This window comes from Oxobacter pfennigii (genome assembly GCF_001317355.1).
Lineage (GTDB): Bacteria > Bacillota > Clostridia > Clostridiales > Oxobacteraceae > Oxobacter > Oxobacter pfennigii.
The window spans coordinates 410557-431879 of sequence record NZ_LKET01000068.1 but is presented as its reverse complement, the minus strand read 5'-3'; the positions used below and the strand labels follow the sequence as shown (position 1 = coordinate 431879).

Here is a 21323-nt window from a genome sequence, read left to right as displayed (position 1 = left end):
ATATATTACTGCCCCGGCCCTTTATTTGGACAACTTATATGGCGTAGGAGCAAGTAATTATATATAACAATCCAACCAATTTTAAAGGAGGAATATATTTATGGTGGATTTAAAAGCTTTAACAGCATCTGTGGGAGAACTGGATGAAGAAAAAGTCCTTGAAGTATTAGGCAGCTTCGTGGCAACAAATCCTTCGGAAGAAGACGCACAGCAGGTTGTGGCAGCTTGCCAGAGCGGCATGGCAATCGTCGGTGACCTTTATGAGAAAGGCGAGTATTTCGTGGGAGACTTAATATTTGCAGGAGAGCTTCTTACAAACGCAATCAATACCTTGAAACCGGTATTGGGAAGTGCAAACACCGCAAGCGCAGGTTCAATTGTCTTAGGAACAGTTGCCGGAGACTTGCATGACATCGGAAAGAACATATTCAAGAGCATGTGTGAAGCTGCAGGTTTTACAGTTTACGATTTAGGAATTGACCAGCCGGCTGGAGCATTCATCGACAAGGTTAAAGAGGTTAAACCAAACATTATAGGCATGAGCGGAGTATTGACCCTTGCACTGGAAGCAATGAAAGATACCGTTGATGCTATTAAAGAAGCAGGATTAAGGGACAGCGTAAAAATCATAATAGGCGGAAATCCCGTAACGAAGGAAGCTTGCGCTCAGATAGGCGCAGATGCTTTCACGACTAACGCAGCAGAAGGCGTTAAAATATGTCAGGGGTGGGTGAAATAAATGAGTGATAACACTTTGAAGAACGAAAGAGATCAACTTTTTACGGACCTGATGAAGGGCATAAAGCCAAAGAGAGTGCCTGTAACTGCCGGTATAAGCATAGAAGCAGCACTGGAAAAGGTAGGATATTCCGTTAAGCGTGACCAATACAGCCCCCAAAAATGCTATGAGGCTGCGGAGGAGATGGCACGCCGTTTTGACACAGATACTCTTCCGACTGTACCAAGTACTCAAGCCGCTGTGTTTCGTTATATAGATCAGAAATTCATGCAGCCGGGAGCAGACGGATTCTTCCAGCATCCGAACATCGCTCCATTAGAGACGGAAGAATATCCTGAATTCAGTAAAGACCCCTTTGAATTTATAGTTAATAAGATTCAACCCAGGGTATTTGGAATTCTGCAGGAAGAGCCGGTTCTCGGACACCTGAAGATAAAGATAGCCCGTGATGTAGTGGCATCAAAATTTGCAGGTATGGGTGTAAAGCTGGCCGAACAATATCAGCGCTCAACTGCTCAAACCACCTGCAATCTCCTCTGGGCTCCCTTTGATTTTATTGCTGACTATATCCGCAGTTTCTCGACGATTATGATCGATGTTAAGAGAAATCCCCAGTGGGTATTAGATGCTTGTGAAGCAGTGCTTCAATATGAAATAGAGCAGATTAAAATTACTCCAAAAAGAGGTGCAATACCGACAATAAGCTATCCATTGCATATGGCTCCATTTATGAAGACAAAAGATGTTGAAAAATTCTGGTGGCCCACCTTTAAGAAATTGATGATCGCCACTCAGGAAGCCGGCTTCATACCTGCAATTCATTATGAGCAAAACTGGGATCCGCATCTTGACCTTATAAATGATATACCTACTCCGGCTATAATTACCTTCGAAGCTTCAGATCAAAAATTAGTCGCTCAAAAGGTTTCAACAAATTTTGTATGGAGGAGCATGTACCCGGCTGTATTATTGAAGACAGGAACAAAGCAGCAGTGCATTGACGAAGCAAAGAGAACTTTAGATAATGTAGCCGGCGGCGGTAATTACATCTTCAGTACAAACAAAGGAGCAATCAGAGGCAGTGACGTCAAGGATGAAAACCTGCAGGCAGTCATTGAGTTTGTAAAAGAATACGGCAAATATTAATGCTGAAAGTCTATAAAATAATAAATGAAAGAAGGGAAGAAATCAATGGAAAAAAAATATGGTTCAGTTCTTTCCAGAGAAGAATTAATTGAAAAATATAATCTGTCTGAAGATGACCAGGTATATCTTCTGGATATATTCGTGGATATAGAAAAGGAAATATTCAGATTCTTATCCTATCACCTTTAAAATTAATTTTTTAAATAAGTCACGAAATTTACAAAAATTATACCCCTGTGTTAAGGGGTATAATTTTTTGTTTTATGGTCAGAATTATTTTGTTTTAATGTAACCATAAGATTATTGCAAGTGATAAATATTACAAACACCCTGCTGAATTTTTGTATAATGTACAAAAGAAAAACAACGCATAAGTAGTATAATTGTTAATAATAAACTATTAAGGTGGAAAATTATGGAGGGATTTTATGCCGAAACAATATGAATTTGAGTTAGGAAAAGCTGCAGATATACTAACGCGCGACATGCTCAGGATAATGCCGGGTGAGACAGTGGTTATAACTGCAGATACGGAATCAAATGAAAGCGTGGTTAATACCACAGCTCAGAGCGCTTACAGCCTTGGAGCAAAGCCAATGGTAATATGGCTTGCAACTCCTGACGGTGTAGGAAAAGCAGCTGATCCAAAGCTGCCCGTCGAAGCCTTGGGAGCCGTTCTTACAAAAGCAGATGTATGGATAGAATATAATAATAAATGGCTTTTATATTCCACCCCTTTTGAAGTTGCTGTTGAAAATAACAAGAAGATGAGATATATAAACCTTGTGGGAATGAACCCGAGCATGCTTGTAAGGACCATAGGCAGGGTAGATATTAAATTGCTTTCACAATTGCTGCAAAGGATTGCCGAAATGAACAGAAAAGCAAAAACCATACATGTGACAACTCTGTCGGGTACTGATATTAAGTTTGAGACTGACCCTGACCATGTGGTATCCTGCGATGCAGGAGAGGCTTATGAACCGGGCGGTATATACATGCTGCCGGGGCAGATAAATGTGGTTCCCAAATTCGGAAGCATTAATGGCGTCATAGCTTTTGACGGCTCTCTGGTTCCTCCTTGCGACCTTTTAGATGAGCCTGTAAAAATTGAAATAGCAGATGGAATAATTAAGGATATAAAAGGCGGAAAACAGTCGGTAGAGTTTAGAAAATGGCTGGAAAGCTTTAAAGACGAGAACATGTTCAAAGTAGCCCATATGGCTTATGGGCTAAATCCCGGAGCCAGGCTGACGGGGGATATTGTGGAAGACGAGAGAGTGTGGGGGTGTACCGAATGGGGAATAGGCTATGTAAGCCCCATTGATGCAGCCCCCGGAATAGACGCCAAATCCCATTGCGACGGTATTTGCTTAAATTCCACCGTATGGCTGGATGATGAAATTTTATTAAGAAACGGCGAGATTGTTCATCCGGCCTTAAAAGAAATATCGGATAAGTTATTATCAAGTTAACAAATAAGGGGACTATTAGTTTCGAACGCTCCATTTGCTATGTTCGAGTTCTGCAAGTTCTAAGGTTCCCTGCCTTGAAAATGCAAGAATTTTGATAACTCGCTCTCGCTCAAACAATCAAAAATTCTAAGCATTTTCGGTGGCAGCGTCACCAAGAACTTGTTCAGAACTCTCACAATGCTCATTACGCTGTTCAAAACTAATAGTCCATTTTTGACATTTTTAATAGGAGGATATATAGATGAATTTAGAAAGTATAATAGACGGTTATAAAGATGAAATAGTTAAGTCTACCCGGGAGCTTATTAAAATACGGAGCGTTCGGGGCAACCCGGAGCCGGGAATGCCATATGGGCAAGGCCCATATGAGGCTTTAACTTATGTTCTTGATTTAAGCAGGAATATGGGGTTTAAAGTAAAAAATGTGGATGGCCATGCCGGCCATGCTGAGTTTGGTGAAGGCAGCGGCATTGCAGGCATACTGGTCCATGTGGATACCGTTCCTGAAGGGGGAGGATGGACTTTTCCGCCCTTTGAAGGAATAGTTCATGACGGAAAGCTCTACGGAAGGGGTGCGCTGGATGATAAGGGTCCGGCAATAGCCGCACTCTATGGTATAAAGGCTTTAATGGAATGTGGTGTAAAACCCTGTAAAAAGATAAGAATTGTATTTGGAACTGATGAAGAAACAGGCTGCTCAGGCATTCAATATTATTTATCAAATGAGAAGGCGTTTGATATAGGATTCACGCCAGATGCTAATTTTCCCGTCATTAACGGGGAAAAGGGAATCCTGGCTCTTAAGCTTTATAAGAAATTTGATAATACAAGGGATTCCGGCATAAGGCTCAAACATATGAAGGGCGGAAGCGCACCTAACGTAGTGCCTGACTGCTGCACGGCCATATTTGAAGTCCAAGAGGATAAAAAAGCATATGTAAGGGGTTCTGTTTATAAATTTAATGAAAAATACGGGTATGATTTGAAAATTGAAACCATGGACGATGATATGGTTTTATATTCTAAGGGCAAGACGGCACATGCCAGCACTCCTGAAAAAGGACTGAATGCAATTTCCGTAATGATGCTTTTTATATACGGACTGGGCATGCAGGAAGACAGCATATATGATTTTATCAGAGTATATAAAGAAAAGATAGGTATGGAATATAACGGCAGGTCCATAGGCTGCGGATTTTATGACGAATTATCCGGCAAACTGACGCTCAATGCCGGTATGATAGACTTAAACAGCCATGGAGTAACGCTAACATTGGATATCAGGTATCCCGTAACATATAAGAGTTCCACCGTTTGCGAAGGAATTTATAATGGACTTAATGGGACTGGCATTGATGTGGAAGTTACTGATGATGATAATCCAATATATATTCCCGAAGATCATTTTCTTATACAAAAGCTTATGAAGGTATATAAAGGCCAGACGGCAGGCGATAAAAGCAGGCCCATAGTAATCGGAGGAGGAACATATGCACGTTCAATGAAAAATACTGCAGCTTTTGGGCCGGTATTCCCCGGCGAAGAAGAACTGGCTCATCAAAAAGATGAATATATCACTGTTGAAAATTTGATTAAATTAACAAAAATATATTCCAAGGCCATATATGAGCTGTCAAAATAAATATACAACATAATAAATAAGGATATTCGCCGGCATAAATATACAAAAATATTTGTATATTTATGCCGGTGTTTTATTATAAAAGTTCGTGGGTTATATTCCCAACAGGGTGTAATTGTTCATAAAGACTTGAAAAAAGCATTTAAATTTATATTTTTTACAAAAAACAACTGTTAATTTTATAAAAATAATAAATGTAAATATTTATATTTATGCTAAAATTATACCAATATACGGATTGCCTGCAAGAAAAAAATAGAAGGAGGTAAAACCATGAAAAAATGTGTCAGTTTAGCTTTAACGGCAGTACTTTTGGCGATTGTTTTTACGGGATGCGGAGGAGGCAGCAGCACACCCAACGGGGAAAAAAAACCTAAAATAGCTTATTATTCTTATTACTCAGAGCCATATGTAGATTTTGACCCGAGGGTTGAATACTCTAACGGAATTATTGTATTGCATAATGTTTATGAAACCTTGACCAGATATAATATTGATACTCAAAAGGTAGAGCCCCTCCTTGCCGAAAGTTGGGACAAGAACAGCGACGGTACGGTATGGACGTTTAATATAAGAAAAGATGTCAAATTTCATGACGGGGCGGTACTGAATGCCGATGCGGTAAAGAAATCAATAGATAAGACCATAAGCATGAAGATGGGTGCCGCATACATTTGGGACTGCGTTGAAGAAATCAAAGCTGTGGATGAAAATACCGTAGAATTCAAGCTTAAATATGCAGCACCATTAGACTATATCGCCAGCGCAGGGTATGCGGCATTTATAATATCGCCAAATGCCGTGGATAATGACAGCGCATGGTTTAATGAAGGCAATGAAGCAGGAACAGGCCCATATAAAGTACAACAGGTTACAAAGGGCGAGGAAGTTATACTTGCCAAGTTTGACGATTACTGGAAAGGATGGAAAGATAACCAGTATGACAGCATAATCATCAAAAAGAGTTCTGAAAGCTCGTCAAGAAGACAGCTGGTTGAAAAGGGAGATGCTCAGATAACCCAGGGGTTATCCGTAACTGACATAAAAGCATTAAGGGATACCGACGGGGTAGAAGTAATTGAAGGGGCAAGCTGGAAAAACGCAGCAGTCTATATTAATACTCAGAAAAAGCCTTTGGATAACGCTGATTTCAGAAGGGCATTAAATTATGCCTTCCCCTATGACGAAACAATAAATGATATAAAAGACGGTATGGCTTTAAGGTCATACGGATTAATACCTCAGGGGCTGTGGGGCCATGATGAAAATCTCGAAAAATATGAGTTTGATATGGGCAAAGCCCAGGAATATCTTGAAAAGTCCGGAGTGGATGTAAACGGGTTGAAACTTGAAATGACCTTTACCACAGGAAATGAAGCCTACAGGAATATGGCACAGGTTTTCCAGGTAAATCTTAAAAAACTCGGAATAGATTTGCAGATACATGAGATGAACTGGGATAACGTCTGGGAAAAATCAAAAAGTACCAATCCAAACGACAGGCAGGATTTGCTGGTTATGTTCTGGTGGCCTGATTATGCAAGCCCCATGAGCTGGTTTTACAGCCTGGTCCATTCAGAAGAGAATATATCCTTTAACCTGTCATATATAGCGGATAAAAACTTGGACGCAATGATTGAAGAGGCTGACAAAACAAGTGCTACAAGCATAGACGATGCATCAAAGATACTTTCCGATGTGCAGAAGGAATTGCTGGACAAGGCATACTTTATATTTGCCTTTGATGATAAATCTGTTTGGGCTGTAAACAGTCATTTTAAAGGATTTAAACCAAATCCGGCATATGAGGGCGTTGTGTTCTTCTATGACACCTATCAGGAATAAATAAAAATCTGAAAAAAGTTCAGGAGGACGCTATGCTATCTTATATTTTAAAAAGATTGATGTTGGGAATGGTAGTGCTGCTGGGCGTTATAACGATAACCTTCACAATAGCCAGGGTCATTCCCTCCGACCCTGCTGCCAAATGGGCAGGTCCCAGGGCCACACAAGAGCAGATTGCAAAGGCAAAGGCAGATTTAGGCCTGGATAAGCCCTTGATAATACAGTTTGGAAAATACCTGCAAAACTGTATAAAAGGCGATTTGGGCTATTCTCTGCGCACTCATCAGCCTGTGGCAAAAGAGCTTAAGGCATTTATACCTGCCACTTTAGAACTGGTGCTAATTGCCTTTTTGTTTGCTGTTATCATAGGAATTCCTCTAGGCATATATTCTGCACATATGAAAGATAAAGCCTTGGATCATGTAAGCAGGCTGTTTTCCATCGGCTCCGTTTCGCTTCCTACATTCTGGGTGGCCTTATTCCTCCAGTTGATTTTCTATAATAAGCTGGGGATACTGCCTCTTGGAGGACAGCTGAGCACAGATATGAAAATATTATATGAAATTCCCAGAGTAACGAGGATGCTGCTTATAGACTGTATTATAACGGGAAACTGGTCATTATTTTTAGACGCGGCAGGGCACTACGTACTGCCCTGCCTTACTATTTCCCTTTACCCTATCGGCCTGGTTGCCAGAATGACCAGGTCTGCACTTTTAGAAGTGCTCAATGAAGATTATATAACAGCAGCCAGATCATACGGAATAAAGGAAAACATGATTTTGTGGATATATGCCTTGAAGAATACCCTGGGACCTACCGCCATAGTGCTTACTCTTTCCCTGGGATATACTCTTGTAAACACTTTTCTGGTGGAAACAATATTCAGCTGGCCGGGTTTAGGAAGCTATGTATCTACTGCGGTAACTACACTGGATTATCCTGCCATAATCGGCGTCACCATATTTTCCGCTGCCTGCTATGTAATACTTAACCTGCTGGCCGATATTATGATAGCTCTTGACCCAAGGGTCAGATATTAGGAGGTGCCGATATGCCTGCTATCGTTAATAATTTTGCTGAAATCCTGAAGCCCAGGCTGAAGGAAATGAAGGTATCATTTTATTTACTGAAAAAAAATAAGCTCACCATGATAGCTTTCTATATAATAGTATTGCTTTTTGTACTGGCAATTGCCGCACCCTATATTATCCCTCACCCTACCCATATAAATCAGGAGGTAAACCCTTCAAACAAGCTTCAGCCTCCCAGCTTTCAATTTTTATTTGGTACAGATGAAATAGGAAGGGATATTTTCAGCAGGGTAATATATGGTACGAGGATATCACTTACTACTGCCGTACTGGCAGTCGGTCTTGCCCTTTTAATAGGTGTGCCTTTGGGGGCCGTTGCAGGCTCAGTCGGAGGATGGATTGATGAGGTGATAATGAGAATTACGGATATATTCTTAAGCTTTCCTCCTCTCCTTCTGGCTATAGCCATTGTTTCCATAGTAGGACCAAGCCTGAATAATGCTATAGTTGCAATTGCCCTTTCCTGGTGGCCGTGGTATACAAGGCTGGTAAGAGGACAGGCCGTATCGTTAAAGGAAAGAAAATTTGTACAGGCTGCTGAGGCAATAGGGACATCTAAATTAAGGATAATTTTCAGCCATATTGTTCCAAATACAATATCGCCGGTCATCGTACAGGCATCCATGGATATGGGCGGAGTAATCCTTACAATATCCTCCTTGAGTTTTTTGGGACTGGGTGCTCAAGCTCCTACACCCGAATGGGGTCTTATGATAAGCACAAGCCGGAACTACTTTCTTAATGCCTGGTGGTACAGCATATTCCCTGGCATGGCCATATTTATTACCGTACTTGCTTTTAATCTTCTAGGCGACGGCTTCAGGGAGATTTTAGATCCCAAGACCAGGAAAAATTAGGGGGGAGAATAGTTGGGCGCTTATTTTGAAATAAAAAAGCTGAAGGTATTATACAGGACCTTTGAAAAAGAACACACTGTACTTGATATAGAAAATATATGCATTGATAAAGGCAAAACATACGGTATTGTAGGCGAAAGCGGGGCAGGAAAGACTATACTGGCCCTTACAATACTTGGCTTGCTTCAATGTCCTCCCGGAAAGATCGAGAGCGGCGAAGTTTTCTTCGATGGGGAAAATCTGCTTAAGAAAAAGTATGGGGAAATGGCTGCTAACTACAGGGGGAAAAGGATAGCCATGATTTTTCAGGACCCTATGTCTACCTTAAATCCTGTTTTTACAATAGGATATCAGATGATACAGACAGTAAAGCAAAACCAGAGATTGGGAGAATCAAAAGCACGGGAAAAAGTATTGGAGATTATTGAAACCGTCAAGCTCCCCGATGCAGAAGATATCATAAATAAATATCCCCACCAGCTTAGCGGGGGGCAGAGGCAGAGGATAATAATAGCCATGGCTCTTCTTTGCGGAGCGGAATTTTTAATAGCCGACGAGCCTACAAGGAATCTTGATGTCACAATACAGGCCAGTATATTGATGCTTTTAAAAGAATTGCAGGAGAAGTTGAAGGTTACAGTCCTTTTTATAGCAAACAATTTAAGCCTGGTGTCGGCTTTTTGTGATGAAATAGGTATTCTTCACAATGGGAAAATAGTGGAACAGGGTTTTGCCGGCGATATACTTAAAGCTCCAAGCCATGAATATACCAAAACCCTCATAGCCTCGGTTACAAAGGGAAGCAGTTTGGCAAACCGGGCCTTTGAAAATAAAGATGTCCTTTTGGAGGTAAAAAGTTTAAAGAAGTATTTTCCTGTCAAAAGGAAATCAAAAAAAGGAGAAAAGTTATTTGTCAAAGCGGTTGATGATATAGATTTAAAGATATTTAAAGGTGAGGTAGTAGGTATTGTCGGGGAGTCGGGCTGCGGAAAGTCCACTCTTGTAAATACCATATTGAACCTGTATGAACCTACGTCGGGAGATGTGATATTTGACGGCAAGAATATATTCAAGCTGGACAAAAGGGAGCTTAAGAAGACGAGAAAGGATATACAGATAGTATTTCAGGATCCATACTGGTCCTTAAATCCCAGGTGGCTTGTTAAGGATATAATTTCCGAGCCTGTAAAAGTACATGAAAGGCTCAACGGTAAAGGTTTGCTCAAAAGAGTTGAGGAGCTTTTGGAACTGGTAGGGCTTTCAAAAGACAGCGCTTTTAAATATCCCCATGAATTCAGCGGCGGCCAGAGGCAGAGGATAGCAATAGCAAGAGCCCTTGCGGTAAACCCAAGGCTTGTGGTGCTTGACGAACCTACCTCATCAATCGACATAGTGTCCCAATCACAGATACTGGAGCTTTTGCAGGATTTGAGGAGAAGGCTGGGGCTTACAAATATATTGATATCCCATGATTTAAGCGTCGTAAATTATATGGCCGATAAAATAATTATAATGTACCTTGGAAAGATAGTAGAATACGGAGATGCCGGGGAGGTATTTAAAAACCCGCTGCATCCATATACAAAGGCCTTGTTTAACTCCATACCCACATTGAGCAGCAATGGAATGAACTCACTAGTCACACTGGAGGGGAATGTACCCAGTGCGATAAATCCTCCGCCGGGCTGCAGATTTCATACCAGGTGCAGCCGGGCTATGGAAAAGTGCAGCAGGGAAGAGCCCTGTATAACAAATCAGGGCAAAAATCACAGCCTGTCATGTTTTTTATATGAATGAGGAGGATGATTATATTGCTTTTAAAAGAAGTAATGGAACTTTTTGATATACTGGACAGCCCTTCTGTCAACGGCAAGGATATAGTCATGCTGTTCAAAGGGTTTAAGGATATCGAGGTGTCTGCAGAAACTGTCCGGGGAGAAAAAGGGGTTACGGATTTTGTCAAAATACTGGTGCCCGGTAAAAGCGGAAAGGCTTCGGGAGGGGCGAGTCCCACCATAGGAATACTGGGGACATTGGGCGGGCTGGGAGCCAGGCCTGTAATTACAGGATTTGTTTCCGACGGCGACGGAGCTTTGGCGGCCCTGGCTGCAGGTTTAAAGATTGCCAGGATGCATGACCGGGGGGACATACTTTTGGGTGATGTCATTATTTCCACTCACATATGCCCCGATGCACCCACGGAGGACCACTTCCCTGTTGCCTTCATGGACTCTCCCGTATCGGATATGACTATAAATAAGCATACCGTATATGAGGAGATGGATGCCATTTTGTCGCTGGATACAACAAAAGGCAATAGGATGGTTAACAGTAAGGGCTTTGCCATATCAAACACCGTAAAGGAAGGTTATATTTTAAAGACGCATGACAACTTGCTTAAGGCAATGGAAAGAGTTACGGGGAAAAGTCCAGTTTTGTTCCCGCTAGCCCTTCAGGATATCACTCCATTCGGCAACGGATTGTCACATATAAACTGCATTCTCCAGCCGGCGGTGAGTACCCATGCTCCGGTTGTGGGAGTGGCAATTACTTCGGAAGCGGTTGTAGCAGGATGTGCTACAGGAGCCAGCCATTTTACCGACATAGAACTGGCGGCAAGATTTTGTGTGGAAGTTGCCAAAGATTATGTAAAAGGAAGCTTAAGCTTCTATGATGAAGATGAATACAAACTTTTACGGTCTCTCTACGGAGATATGAAAAGATTCAAAACCTTTGGCATCCTTCCCGGGGAGAAGAAAAAGATTGGAGTTCTAAGAATTGCCCATTCCGGCGTCGAAGGCGCCATGGAAGAAATTGAAAACTTTCTGGGACCCGGATTCGAAGTAATTGAAAAGGGTGCTATGGACCCATATTCCTACGAGGATATAGTCAAAAACTTCACTTCCGTTACCGGCGGCAAAGTTCTGACATCGGAGCTTAGGACCGGTGAAACGGTGATTATGGATGAAAACGAAGTCTACATTGAGATGCAGAAAACTTTAAACAAATTTGAGGAGGAAGGCATAAAGACCGTAATACTGTTTTGTACCGGCTTTTTTACAGGTTTAGAGTTCGGCGGGATGCTGGTGGAGCCGGGAAAACTTGTAAAATCTTGCCTGACAGGCCTTAAAATAAAAAATATAGGAATAATAGTTCCCGAGAAGGAACAGATATTTGGAAGCTTTATGGATTATGAAGAATTTATACCCATAGTAGAAGCAGCCTCTCCATATAGAGGCAAAGAAGATATTGAAAAAGCAGCAAAAAAACTGGGTCATTTGGAAGAAGTATCCCTTATAGTACTGGATTGCATGGGCTTTGATATGGAAATGAGAGAAATGGTCCTGCAAAAAAGCAATAAACCGGTTATACTGCCCAGGATGCTGTGCGCCAGCCTATTGAAGGAAATATTTTGACAGGAGGACTAATAAATGATAAAACTTGCCAGAAAAGATCTTTATGATATATTATACGGCTGTACCATTCTCGGTACGGGAGGAGGGGGCAGCCTTGAAAAGGGCCTTCAGAGCGTCTATTCTGCTTTTGATTCCGGAAAGGAATTTATACTCGTCGATTTTGACGAGCTTGACGATAATGATCTCGTTGCTACTCCCTATTCATGCGGTGCTATTTCTCCGGAGAGCCGGGAAGAAAGGGAGAAGTATGCAAGACTGCCTTTGCTTGATGAGTCTCCTCATGCCAAGGCCTTAAAAGAAATGGAAAAACATGCGGGAAGGAAAATAAAGGCCGTAATATCCACCGAATTAGGAGGCGGCAATACTGCCGCTGCTTTTCTGGCAGCAGCAGTGTCGGGGAAATATATAGTAGACGGTGATCCGGCAGGTAGATCGGTTCCTGAACTGCAGCACAGCACCTATTACCTTAATAATATACCTATTCAACCTATCTCCCTTGTAAATATTTTTGGGGAATCTGCAATTATAACTAACGTAGTAGACGATATAAGGGCGGAGGAATTGGTAAGGGCTCTTGCGGTAGCAAGTAAGAATACAATCGCAGTTGTTGATCATTTAAATACCGTTGCCGTACTTAAAAATACGGTTATAAGAGGAGCCATATCCTATGCCTGGGAAATAGGCCGGGCATTTAATGCCGCAAAGGAAGCAGAGGGTGATGTGGCAGAGGCCGTAGTTAAAAGCGGCAGGGGCGTTAAACTCTTTAAAGGGAGTGTTAAATCCAACAGGTGGGGTACGGAAAAGGGATTTACGGTAGGTGAAGTTGAAATAACCGGAAGGGAAGAATATGCCGGTCAGGAATATAAAATCTGGTATAAAAATGAGAATTTAATAGCATGGAGAGACGGCGTTTTTGATGCGACGGCCCCTGACCTCATATGCGCAATGGATACGGATAAGAAAGAACCCATACTTAATCCCTATTTTGAAACGGATATGAATGTAGTTATTTATGCCCTCCCTGCCCCTAAGGAGTGGACAACGGAAAGAGGGCTGGAAACTTTTGGACCCAGAAGCTTTGGGTATAACACTGACTGGAAACCGGTAGTATAAATTTAATATGGGCTGCTGAATTTTGAGCAACGGCAATGAGCGTTGTTCAAAATTCAGCAGCCCTTTTTGTATTGTTTATTTCCATATATAAGCCCTTTTTCTTGCATGCAGGGTTATTTGCTGATAAAATTGTTTTAACAAAGCGCAGTAAGAAACTGTCTTTAATTTCTAAAAGCCATATCTGAAAGGGAGAAAGAGATGTTTATCACTGTGGAAGATGCCATTAAGCTCCCGTCTTTTGGAACTGCGAGGGTTGTCGCGGGAGAAAAAGGGTTAAGGAGGAGAATATTAAGGGTAAGTGTGGCGGAGTGCCCGGAATTTCCCCTCGATGTCGATATTACAGGCAAAGATAATTTGCTTTTTATTGACGGTGAATTTCTGATTACCAGCTTTTATGCAATAAAAGATGAGCCTGAATTATTGCTGCAAACCATTAAGCTTTATAATAAATATAATTCAAGCGGCATTTGCATAATAGAAAGATATTACAAGCACATCCCTAAAATGGTATTGGATTATGCAAATAAACATGATTATCCCATAATATCCGTAAGCAGAACCACGGCATATGCCGATATAATAAGCGATATTACGAAAGCCATATATACCCAGTATAACCAGCAGGCTGCATGTGATGTTTTCGACCAGATATTATCAGCAAATCAAAGCAGAGAAAAAATCAAAAAACTTGCATATACGCTGAATGCAAATTTTAAAAACAATATAGTTGTATTTTGTATAGTATGTCAAAATGCCGATAACGGCATATTAAGCAAGCTTAACGTTACTCCCGGTTTATCCTGCTTTAACTATTACCATAAAATAATAATTATTGCATCTTCTAATAAGGTTTTGAAGGAAAGTGAAGTTGATAATATCAAATCAGCAATAATGGAAGTCCTGGACTTGTACAAGATATCATATCATATCGGTATAAGCGGCATTTACAATGAGCTTTATTGTTTGAAAGAAGCCATAGAAAATGCTATGATAGCATATGAAATATGTGAAGTTATGGACAAAAGAGCATTATCCTATGATGATATGGGAATATATAAGCTTTTAATGAAGATTCCCAATAGAACTATTTTGGAAGAGTATTACGAAAGCATAGCAGAGCCTGTTCTCAAATATGACAGGTTGAATAAAGGAAATCTTTTTGATACAATGATGTGTTTTGTGAAGAACAGCGGAGATTATAAAAAGACAGCCGATGAACTTTATCAGCATGAAAACACCATAAGGTATAGAATGGGTAAAATAAAAGTTATATTGAACCGGGAAGACAACGACTTGCAGTTTAGCGAGGATATATGCCTGGTTTATAAGCTTCATGAGTATTTGAATAACTTTGAAAAATAGTTTTAATATAAGAAAAATCCGTGTAAGTTAAAATTACACGGATTTTTCTTATCTGTCGGACTTAATTTATGGTTAATTTGAGGGGTATGCTTCTCTTAAAGAGCATTAGCCATTAAGCTGTCATACTGCTCTTTTGTGAGGTCACAGTGATAGAAGAGCTTATAATACCTTGCCGTTTCTTCATATAAATCATATTTTGCTTCTTCCGGATACAAAATCTTTGTCAGCCAGAGCATTCCCATATAGCGGTTTACAGACGGAGGGAAGCCCATCCAGTTATATGGCGTACCGGGAGCCTCGTAATACTTTTTGTTTTTGATGGCAGAAACATCTTGCCATGCTTTGTCATCTGCAACGGTTTTATATGCACTTCCCGGAGCAAATATAATAACATCGGGATTCCAGAGAAGTATTTGCTCCATATCAACGGGATTTCCGCTTCCTTTAGAGGAAGGTTCGTCCACAACGGCAAGGTTGTCACTAATGATATTGATTATCTCTGCATGGAAGGAGCCTTTTGCTATGACATTTAGGCCATTGTCACCCAGACAATATAAGAGCTTGGCTTTTTTGTCCTCGCCGACTTTGTCAATTATAGAGAGAGTATTGTTATATACTTCATCGCAGTATTTTGCCAGAACTTCTGCCTCCTCCTCCATGCCCAAAAGCTTGCCTAACATTCTGTATGCATCCGCCATGGTAGTGGTGGTGGCTTCTATATGTATGGTGGGTATGCCAACCTGATTCATGATGCCGTCCATATCCTCAACGATGGTATCCTTGCTCTCGCCGATATCAATAATTACCTGGGGATCGGCAGCAGCTATGGATTCCATGTTTAAATCCCCTGTGCCGTAAAACTGTCCGAGAACAGGCAGGCTGTAATGTTTTGTATTGATGAATTGCTCGGATTCCGGGGACCACTTGCTGGCAAGTCCTACGAATTTTTCGGGAGCCAGTGCAAAGATGACCATTTGAGCCATGGCACCTGATGGTGCAATTCTTGTTATGTTTGCAGGAACTTCCACCTTGCGGCCGGCTGAATCTGTGAAGGTAACCTTTGCATTTTCATCTGCCGGAGTGCCTGTAGCGGAAGGCGTTGGAGCCTGGGTAGGCGCAGGGGTGACTGTTGCAGTCTTATTGCCGCAGGCAGCCAGTAAAGAAACAAACATACATAAGACTAACAGTGATGCTAAAAATTTTTTTCTCATTTAAACTCCTCCTCGTATTGACTTTTTAGTCAATTTATTTTTTCAGCCAATAGCTGAAAATTGTCCGGATATCTTTTTCGGGACACAAAATCTGATATTTTCAGGAACAACATGCTTAATTTCCACATTCACGCCATAAAGTTCATATATAAGCTCTTCGTTAATGATTTCATCGGGATTTCCGAAGGCCAGCACCTCTCCATTTAAAAGTGCCAGTACCTTATCGGAAAACATCAGGGTCTGGTCCGGGTTATGAGTGGACTGTATTATAGTATAGCCTTTTGCTGCCAATGCTTTTACCTGGTCAAGGACCCTCAGCTGATTTCCATAATCCAAGTTGGAAGTGGGTTCGTCCATGATAAGTATTTTTGCTTGCTGGACAAGGGCTCTTGCAATTAAAGCCAGCTGACGTTCTCCGCCGCTTATATGAGCAAACCCCCTGTTCTTCAAATGTAAAATACCAAGCCTTTCTAAAGAAGCTTCGGCAAGCTCATGCTGCCTCCTTCCCGGAGTGGATATGACTGAAAATTGTGATGCCGTACCCATGAGCACCATATCAAAAACCGAAAAATTGAAGCTGGGATGATTGGATTGGGGAATATAAGCAACAATTGCCGCCATTTCCTTTATACCAAGATGTCTTATATCCTTGCCTTCTATGGTTATGCATCCTTCATAGTTATTCAAAAGATTGGTTATGCAGCGGAACATTGTGCTTTTCCCGACACCGTTAGGCCCCAGTACGGATAAAAGCTCATTGTGTTTTGCGCTAAAGGTTATACTTTTAAGGACCTGCTTTTTATCAAATGCGAAGCTTAAGTTTTCAACACTTATGCTCAATATTTCACTTCCTCCCTGGTGATGAGATAGATAAAAAAGGGAGCGCCAATAAAGGCTGTAAGAATTCCTAAAGGGATTTCTGTTATAAGAAGATTTCTCGAAACATTGTCTACAATCAGCAAAAATATGGCACCTGTAAGCATGGTAGCAGGCAAAAGATACTTGTAATTATTTCCTATGAGCCACCTTGAAAGGTGGGGTATCACAAGGCCAACCCATCCTATCATCCCGCTTACGGACACGCTGGTTGCAGTAATTAAAGTAGAGCTTATTATGACCAAGAGGCGGACAGCTTTTGCATTTACGCCCATGGTGCGGGCTTCATCATCGCCCATCGTAAGGACGTTTATCTGCCAGCGGAGAAGATATAGGATACTCATACCGAGAGACATAGGAAGCAATGCGAATTTTATATCCTTGATGTTTGCGCCGGATAGGCTGCCCATAAGCCAAAAGGTTATGGCCGGCAGCTGGTCTGTAGGGTCTGCCACCAATTTTATAAAGGAAGTGCCTGCTGAAAAAAGAGAACTTACCATTACCCCTGACAATATAAGCCCTAAAACTTTGCTGCCCTTTGCGCGGCTGGCCATAAAATAAACAAGTGCCACTGTCAGCAGGCTGAAGAAAAAAGCGCTTAAGGTGGTTAAACTGCTGCCCAATCCGTTAAATATGGCCAGCGCGGCTCCAAAGGCCGCTCCTTGTGAGGCTCCCAGAATGTCGGGACTGGACATGGGATTTTGAAAAATCCCCTGATACGCCGCCCCGGCTGTAGATATACAGCATCCTACGAGGCAGGCAAGAATTACCCTTGGAAGCCTTATGTTAAAAAGTACTGTTTCCATTCTTTCTGTCCAGAAAACTTCAATAGGAGTAATTCGGGATAATAGTATTCCCATCAGCTCTTTTGGAGGTACTGGATACCGGCCTAAATGAAAGGAAAGTATAATAGCTGCTATAAGGATTATAATAAGCGAAAATATAATAGCTAAGCTTTTGTTTGATATTTTGTCCATCATAATTGTTTTCCTCACTCTAAATACAGCAGCAAAATATATGTACATAACCATACAAAACATCATGCTTATCTTTCTTTTTAAATATATTATATGGATGTGATAAAAATGTGTCAATAGATTTATAATGTTTTGTAATGTTATGATAAGTATTTAAATATAAAATATATTTTAATTTAAACAAAAAAATGACGAAACATGATAAAAAATAGGTATTTCTGAATACGGCTTTAATAAATAGTTATACGTTATAATCATATATTATGTTGTGTTAAGTTATGAAATGTGGTAACATAATCACAAGAGAAGGCAAGTTGCCATTTTGATTTAATAAAGGAGCAGCCTATGTTATTTTCCTGGAATGAGGACACCATACGGTGGTACAGAGCAGCAGAAGAATATGCGGGATTTTTTAAAAATGTGGCAGATGCCATAAGGGGCAGGCTAAAAGGTTGCACTACCCTCAGTGATATGGGATGCGGCCTCGGCCTTGTGGACTTGGAGCTTTGCAAATATATAGAAAAAATTACCTGCATTGATACAAACAAAAATGCCATTGGCCAGCTGAACAAAAATATACATGAGAGAAAAATAACTAATATAGCAACTAGAGTTATGGATTGCTTCGATGCTGATGAAAAATGGGATGTTATATATGCAAGCTTTTTCGGCGGAAAAAACCTTGTATCTCTTTTGCCTAAGTGCAAAATGCTTATTGCGGTGGTAAACGGCGAAGGAAACGAGGAACTGTATCCCGTTAAAAAAGTTCATCATCAAAAAACCACCATAAATGAGGTGGAAGAGATGATGAAAAAGAAAGGAATTCAGTACAATCTTACAAAGACAGCCTTTGAATTCGGACAACCTTTTATATCAATGGAGGATGCCAGGAAGTTTGTAATGAACCTTGCTCCTGAGACAAGCCCCGAGATGCTGGAAAGATTTTTGTTTGACCGGCTTATTAAAATCAATAATGAGAAATGTCCTTTATATATGCCGAGGATGAAATCTATTGGCATATTTGAAATCAAGGGAGGGGCTTAAAATAAAATATAAAGATTTCAGGCATATATTTTTAACGGGGGATATTCAAATAGGAAAGACGACGGCAGTTAACAAAAGCCTTGAAATACTGAATATTAAACCATCGGATTTCAGAACTTATTTCGGCCCGGACAGGGCAAAGCCTGACAGGCTTTTATATATGCGTTCTGCATCTGAGCCTGCTGTTTATTGCAGGGAAAATGCAATAGCCAAGTTTGAAGAAGGACATAGGGTGCAGGTATACAGTGAAAGGTTTGACAGCTGATAAGATAGATATGGCTTTATGCCGTGAAAGCATAAAGCCATAAAATAATAGATAATATGAAGTTCTCTCTCTTTGGAGCTGCCGACAGGTATGCTCCCATTTTTTTCGTGCAGTTGGATTGAGGGCGAAATTAACCGAAATTTTTGTTTTTGGATAATTATTGTTGTATAATAGAGGAAACGATTGTATAATAATTTTATACCCCTTCGGGGTATAAAATTATTTAAACAGCTATGTATAGAAAACCTAATAAATTTTTATATTATATGTAGGGAGTGGATTAAAATGGTTGAAATCGTTGTGAGAAAAGATGGAACCGCCAGAACCTTTAGTGTAAAAGAAGGGGATAACCTTTTGCACGTACTTATAAAAGAAGGCGTTGCCATGCTTTCACCCTGCGGCGGAAAAGGGATTTGCGGAAAGTGCAAGGTAATATTTAAAAAGGGGGCAAAAGCGCCTACGGATTCAGATAAAAAGCATCTGTCCGAAGAAGAACTCAATAAGGGTATGAGATTATCCTGCGGCGTAAAAATAACCGAACCTATTGAAGTTGAAATTCCGCTTACTTCCGACGCCATAGAGGTTTTGACAACAGGCGATGATGAAATAGGCGATGTTGATCCCTATGTAGTTAAAACATATCTTGAAATGAGCCTCCCATCCATCGATGATCAGAGAAGTGACTTAAAAAGGCTGCAGGATGCATTGGGCATGGAGGATCTCTATGTAAACAGCGAGCTTTTAAGAGAAATTTCCGCTATAATGAAGGACAGTAATTATAAGGTAACAGCCTGCACATTCAAAGGAAAGCTGATAAGCTTAGAGCCCGGGGACACCTCCAAAATATCCTTTGGTGTGGCAATAGATATAGGTACTACAACAGTTGCGTGCTATCTTGTGGATTTGACATCAGGAAGGGTTGTAGACGTTGTATCGGGGGTTAATGCACAGAGGCCATACGGTGCCGACGTCATATCCAGGATTAATTACACTACTCAGCAGGAAGGTGGCTTAACCACATTAAGGGATGCCATTGTAAATCAGATAGCCGAATTAATAGGTAAATTATCAGCAAAGACCAACATCCCTATGAAACATATATATAATGTAACAATTGTCGGAAACACCACAATGACTCATTTGTTTTTGGGATTGCCATCGACTAATATAGCTGTTGCTCCATACATTCCGGTAGTTACATCCTTGGTTGATATTCCCGGAAAGGAGATGGGCATTCCCATTGCCGGATATATATCAGTACTGCCCGGCGTTGCAAGCTACGTAGGAAGCGATATCACAGCAGGTATATTAGACTGCGAAATGCATAAAAGCGAAACCTATTCGCTGCTTCTTGACTTAGGTACAAACGGAGAGATAGCCGTAGGGAACAAGGACCGCATAGTAGCCTGTGCAACAGCTGCCGGCCCTGCTTTTGAAGGTGCCACAATAAAATGCGGTATAGGCGGTGTTAAAGGTGCCGTATCAAAAGTAGACTTAGATTCAGAGAAGATATACACCACAATCGGAGATGCCAAACCCATCGGAATATGCGGCTCCGGAGTTTTGGATATGGTATCTGAATTTGTAAAGCATGAAATTGTAAACAACATGGGAAGAATGCAGGATCCTGCAACACTGGACTTGACGGAGAATATAAAAAAGAGGATAGTTCCGAGCACTGACGGCGGCAAGGAATTTATAATTGAAGGAAATATAGTATTTACTCAAAAAGACGTAAGAGAAGTTCAGCTGGCAAAAGCAGCCGTAAGCGCCGGTATATTGATCCTTATGAAGGAAGCCGGAATAACACACGACGATATTAAGGACGTATACGTTGCTGGCGGATTCGGTAACTTCATGGATATAAACAGCGCATTGACTATCGGACTTTTACCGAAGGAGTTCACAGGCAAGGTGAAATCCGTAGGAAACTCTGCCGGAACCGGTTCAAAAATGTGCCTGTTGTCCAAAAATGAGATTGATGATATAAATAAAATCTCAACATCGGTAAAATACGTAGAGTTGTCCGGAAGAAGGGATTTTGAAGGCCTCTTCGTTGACCAGATGACATTCGATGAATAAACCATAATATAAAAAAACAGACAGCATTCACTAGATGATGTCTGTTTTTTTATATTCGCTCTGCATGGATGAATATGAAATATTAAAAGATTTTATGAAATTTTTTATACCAGTTGACAAAGTGACTCATGAGTCATATTATATGACTTAAGAGTCACTTTATGTTGGAGGGATAAGTA

18 protein-coding genes are annotated in these 21323 nt (G+C 40.9%); 15 read left to right on the top strand and 3 right to left on the bottom strand.

The window, feature by feature from the left end; genetic code table 11:
* The first annotated feature begins 100 nt into the window (after positions 1 to 100).
* From OXPF_RS21465 to OXPF_RS21415, 12 genes are all read left to right on the top strand, one after another.
* Positions 101 to 739, top strand: coding sequence for a cobalamin B12-binding domain-containing protein (locus OXPF_RS21465; protein WP_054877250.1), 639 nt, complete (start codon positions 101 to 103; stop codon positions 737 to 739).
* Positions 740 to 1885, top strand: a complete 1146-nt coding sequence (locus OXPF_RS21460; RefSeq protein WP_054877249.1) for a uroporphyrinogen decarboxylase family protein — start codon at positions 740 to 742, stop codon at positions 1883 to 1885. It abuts the gene before it with no gap.
* Positions 1886 to 1930: 45 nt separating this feature from the next.
* Entirely contained in the window at positions 1931 to 2074 is a 144-nt protein-coding gene (locus tag OXPF_RS22740) for a hypothetical protein (protein WP_160317292.1), read from the top strand.
* 239 nt (positions 2075 to 2313) lie between these two features.
* Positions 2314 to 3360 carry an aminopeptidase gene (locus OXPF_RS21455; protein WP_054877248.1) on the top strand — a complete coding sequence of 349 codons (1047 nt, stop codon included), beginning with the start codon at positions 2314 to 2316 and terminating at the stop codon, positions 3358 to 3360.
* Positions 3361 to 3601: 241 nt separating this feature from the next.
* Entirely contained in the window at positions 3602 to 5002 is a 1401-nt protein-coding gene (pepV, locus tag OXPF_RS21450) for a dipeptidase PepV (protein WP_054877247.1), read from the top strand.
* Between the two features lie 273 nt (positions 5003 to 5275).
* On the top strand, positions 5276 to 6847 hold the full coding sequence (locus OXPF_RS21445) for an ABC transporter substrate-binding protein (protein ID WP_054877246.1): 1572 nt from the start codon (positions 5276 to 5278) through the stop codon (positions 6845 to 6847).
* Between the two features lie 32 nt (positions 6848 to 6879).
* A complete protein-coding gene (locus OXPF_RS21440; RefSeq protein WP_054877245.1) occupies positions 6880 to 7890 on the top strand; it encodes an ABC transporter permease in 1011 nt (336 codons plus the stop codon).
* An 11-nt stretch (positions 7891 to 7901) separates the two neighbouring features.
* Positions 7902 to 8798, top strand: coding sequence for a nickel transporter permease (nikC, locus tag OXPF_RS21435; RefSeq protein ID WP_054877244.1), 897 nt, complete (start codon positions 7902 to 7904; stop codon positions 8796 to 8798).
* 12 nt (positions 8799 to 8810) lie between these two features.
* Entirely contained in the window at positions 8811 to 10595 is a 1785-nt protein-coding gene (locus tag OXPF_RS21430; protein WP_054877243.1) for a dipeptide ABC transporter ATP-binding protein, read from the top strand.
* A gap of 14 nt (positions 10596 to 10609) precedes the next feature.
* Positions 10610 to 12214 (top strand): AroM family protein, encoded by a 1605-nt coding sequence (locus OXPF_RS23555; RefSeq protein WP_083480092.1) that lies wholly within the window; start codon positions 10610 to 10612, stop codon positions 12212 to 12214.
* A gap of 15 nt (positions 12215 to 12229) precedes the next feature.
* Positions 12230 to 13327 (top strand): DUF917 domain-containing protein, encoded by a 1098-nt coding sequence (locus OXPF_RS21420; RefSeq protein WP_054877242.1) that lies wholly within the window; start codon positions 12230 to 12232, stop codon positions 13325 to 13327.
* Between the two features lie 198 nt (positions 13328 to 13525).
* The gene (locus OXPF_RS21415) at positions 13526 to 14689 is read left to right on the top strand and encodes a PucR family transcriptional regulator (RefSeq protein ID WP_054877241.1); all 1164 of its coding nucleotides are present in this window, start codon (positions 13526 to 13528) and stop codon (positions 14687 to 14689) included.
* Between the two features lie 95 nt (positions 14690 to 14784).
* Here the strand turns inward: OXPF_RS21415 and OXPF_RS21410 are convergent, their stop codons facing one another.
* The 3 genes from OXPF_RS21410 to OXPF_RS21400 are packed head-to-tail and all read right to left on the bottom strand — an operon-like array spanning position 14785 to position 17753.
* Entirely contained in the window at positions 14785 to 15900 is a 1116-nt protein-coding gene (locus OXPF_RS21410) for an ABC transporter substrate-binding protein (protein ID WP_054877240.1), read from the bottom strand.
* Positions 15901 to 15942: 42 nt separating this feature from the next.
* Positions 15943 to 16740, bottom strand: coding sequence for an ABC transporter ATP-binding protein (locus OXPF_RS21405; protein WP_054877239.1), 798 nt, complete (start codon positions 16738 to 16740; stop codon positions 15943 to 15945).
* Positions 16737 to 17753: a FecCD family ABC transporter permease gene (locus OXPF_RS21400; protein ID WP_054877280.1), complete on the bottom strand. Its 1017-nt coding sequence runs from the start codon at positions 17751 to 17753 to the stop codon at positions 16737 to 16739. Before OXPF_RS21400 ends, OXPF_RS21405 begins: the two co-directional genes overlap by 4 nt.
* A 345-nt stretch (positions 17754 to 18098) precedes the next feature.
* Between OXPF_RS21400 and OXPF_RS21395 the strand changes: the two genes are divergently transcribed.
* The 3 genes from OXPF_RS21395 (at position 18099) to OXPF_RS21385 (ending at position 21144) form a co-directional block, all read left to right on the top strand.
* Positions 18099 to 18797: a methyltransferase domain-containing protein gene (locus OXPF_RS21395; protein WP_054877238.1), complete on the top strand. Its 699-nt coding sequence runs from the start codon at positions 18099 to 18101 to the stop codon at positions 18795 to 18797.
* Positions 18766 to 19062 carry a P-loop NTPase family protein gene (locus tag OXPF_RS21390; RefSeq protein WP_054877237.1) on the top strand — a complete coding sequence of 99 codons (297 nt, stop codon included), beginning with the start codon at positions 18766 to 18768 and terminating at the stop codon, positions 19060 to 19062. The genes OXPF_RS21395 and OXPF_RS21390 overlap by 32 nt, the downstream gene beginning before the upstream one ends.
* Before the next feature lie 285 nt (positions 19063 to 19347).
* Complete coding sequence (locus tag OXPF_RS21385) at positions 19348 to 21144, top strand: ASKHA domain-containing protein (RefSeq protein WP_054877236.1); 1797 nt, start codon at positions 19348 to 19350, stop codon at positions 21142 to 21144.
* The last annotated feature ends 179 nt before the right edge of the window (positions 21145 to 21323 follow it).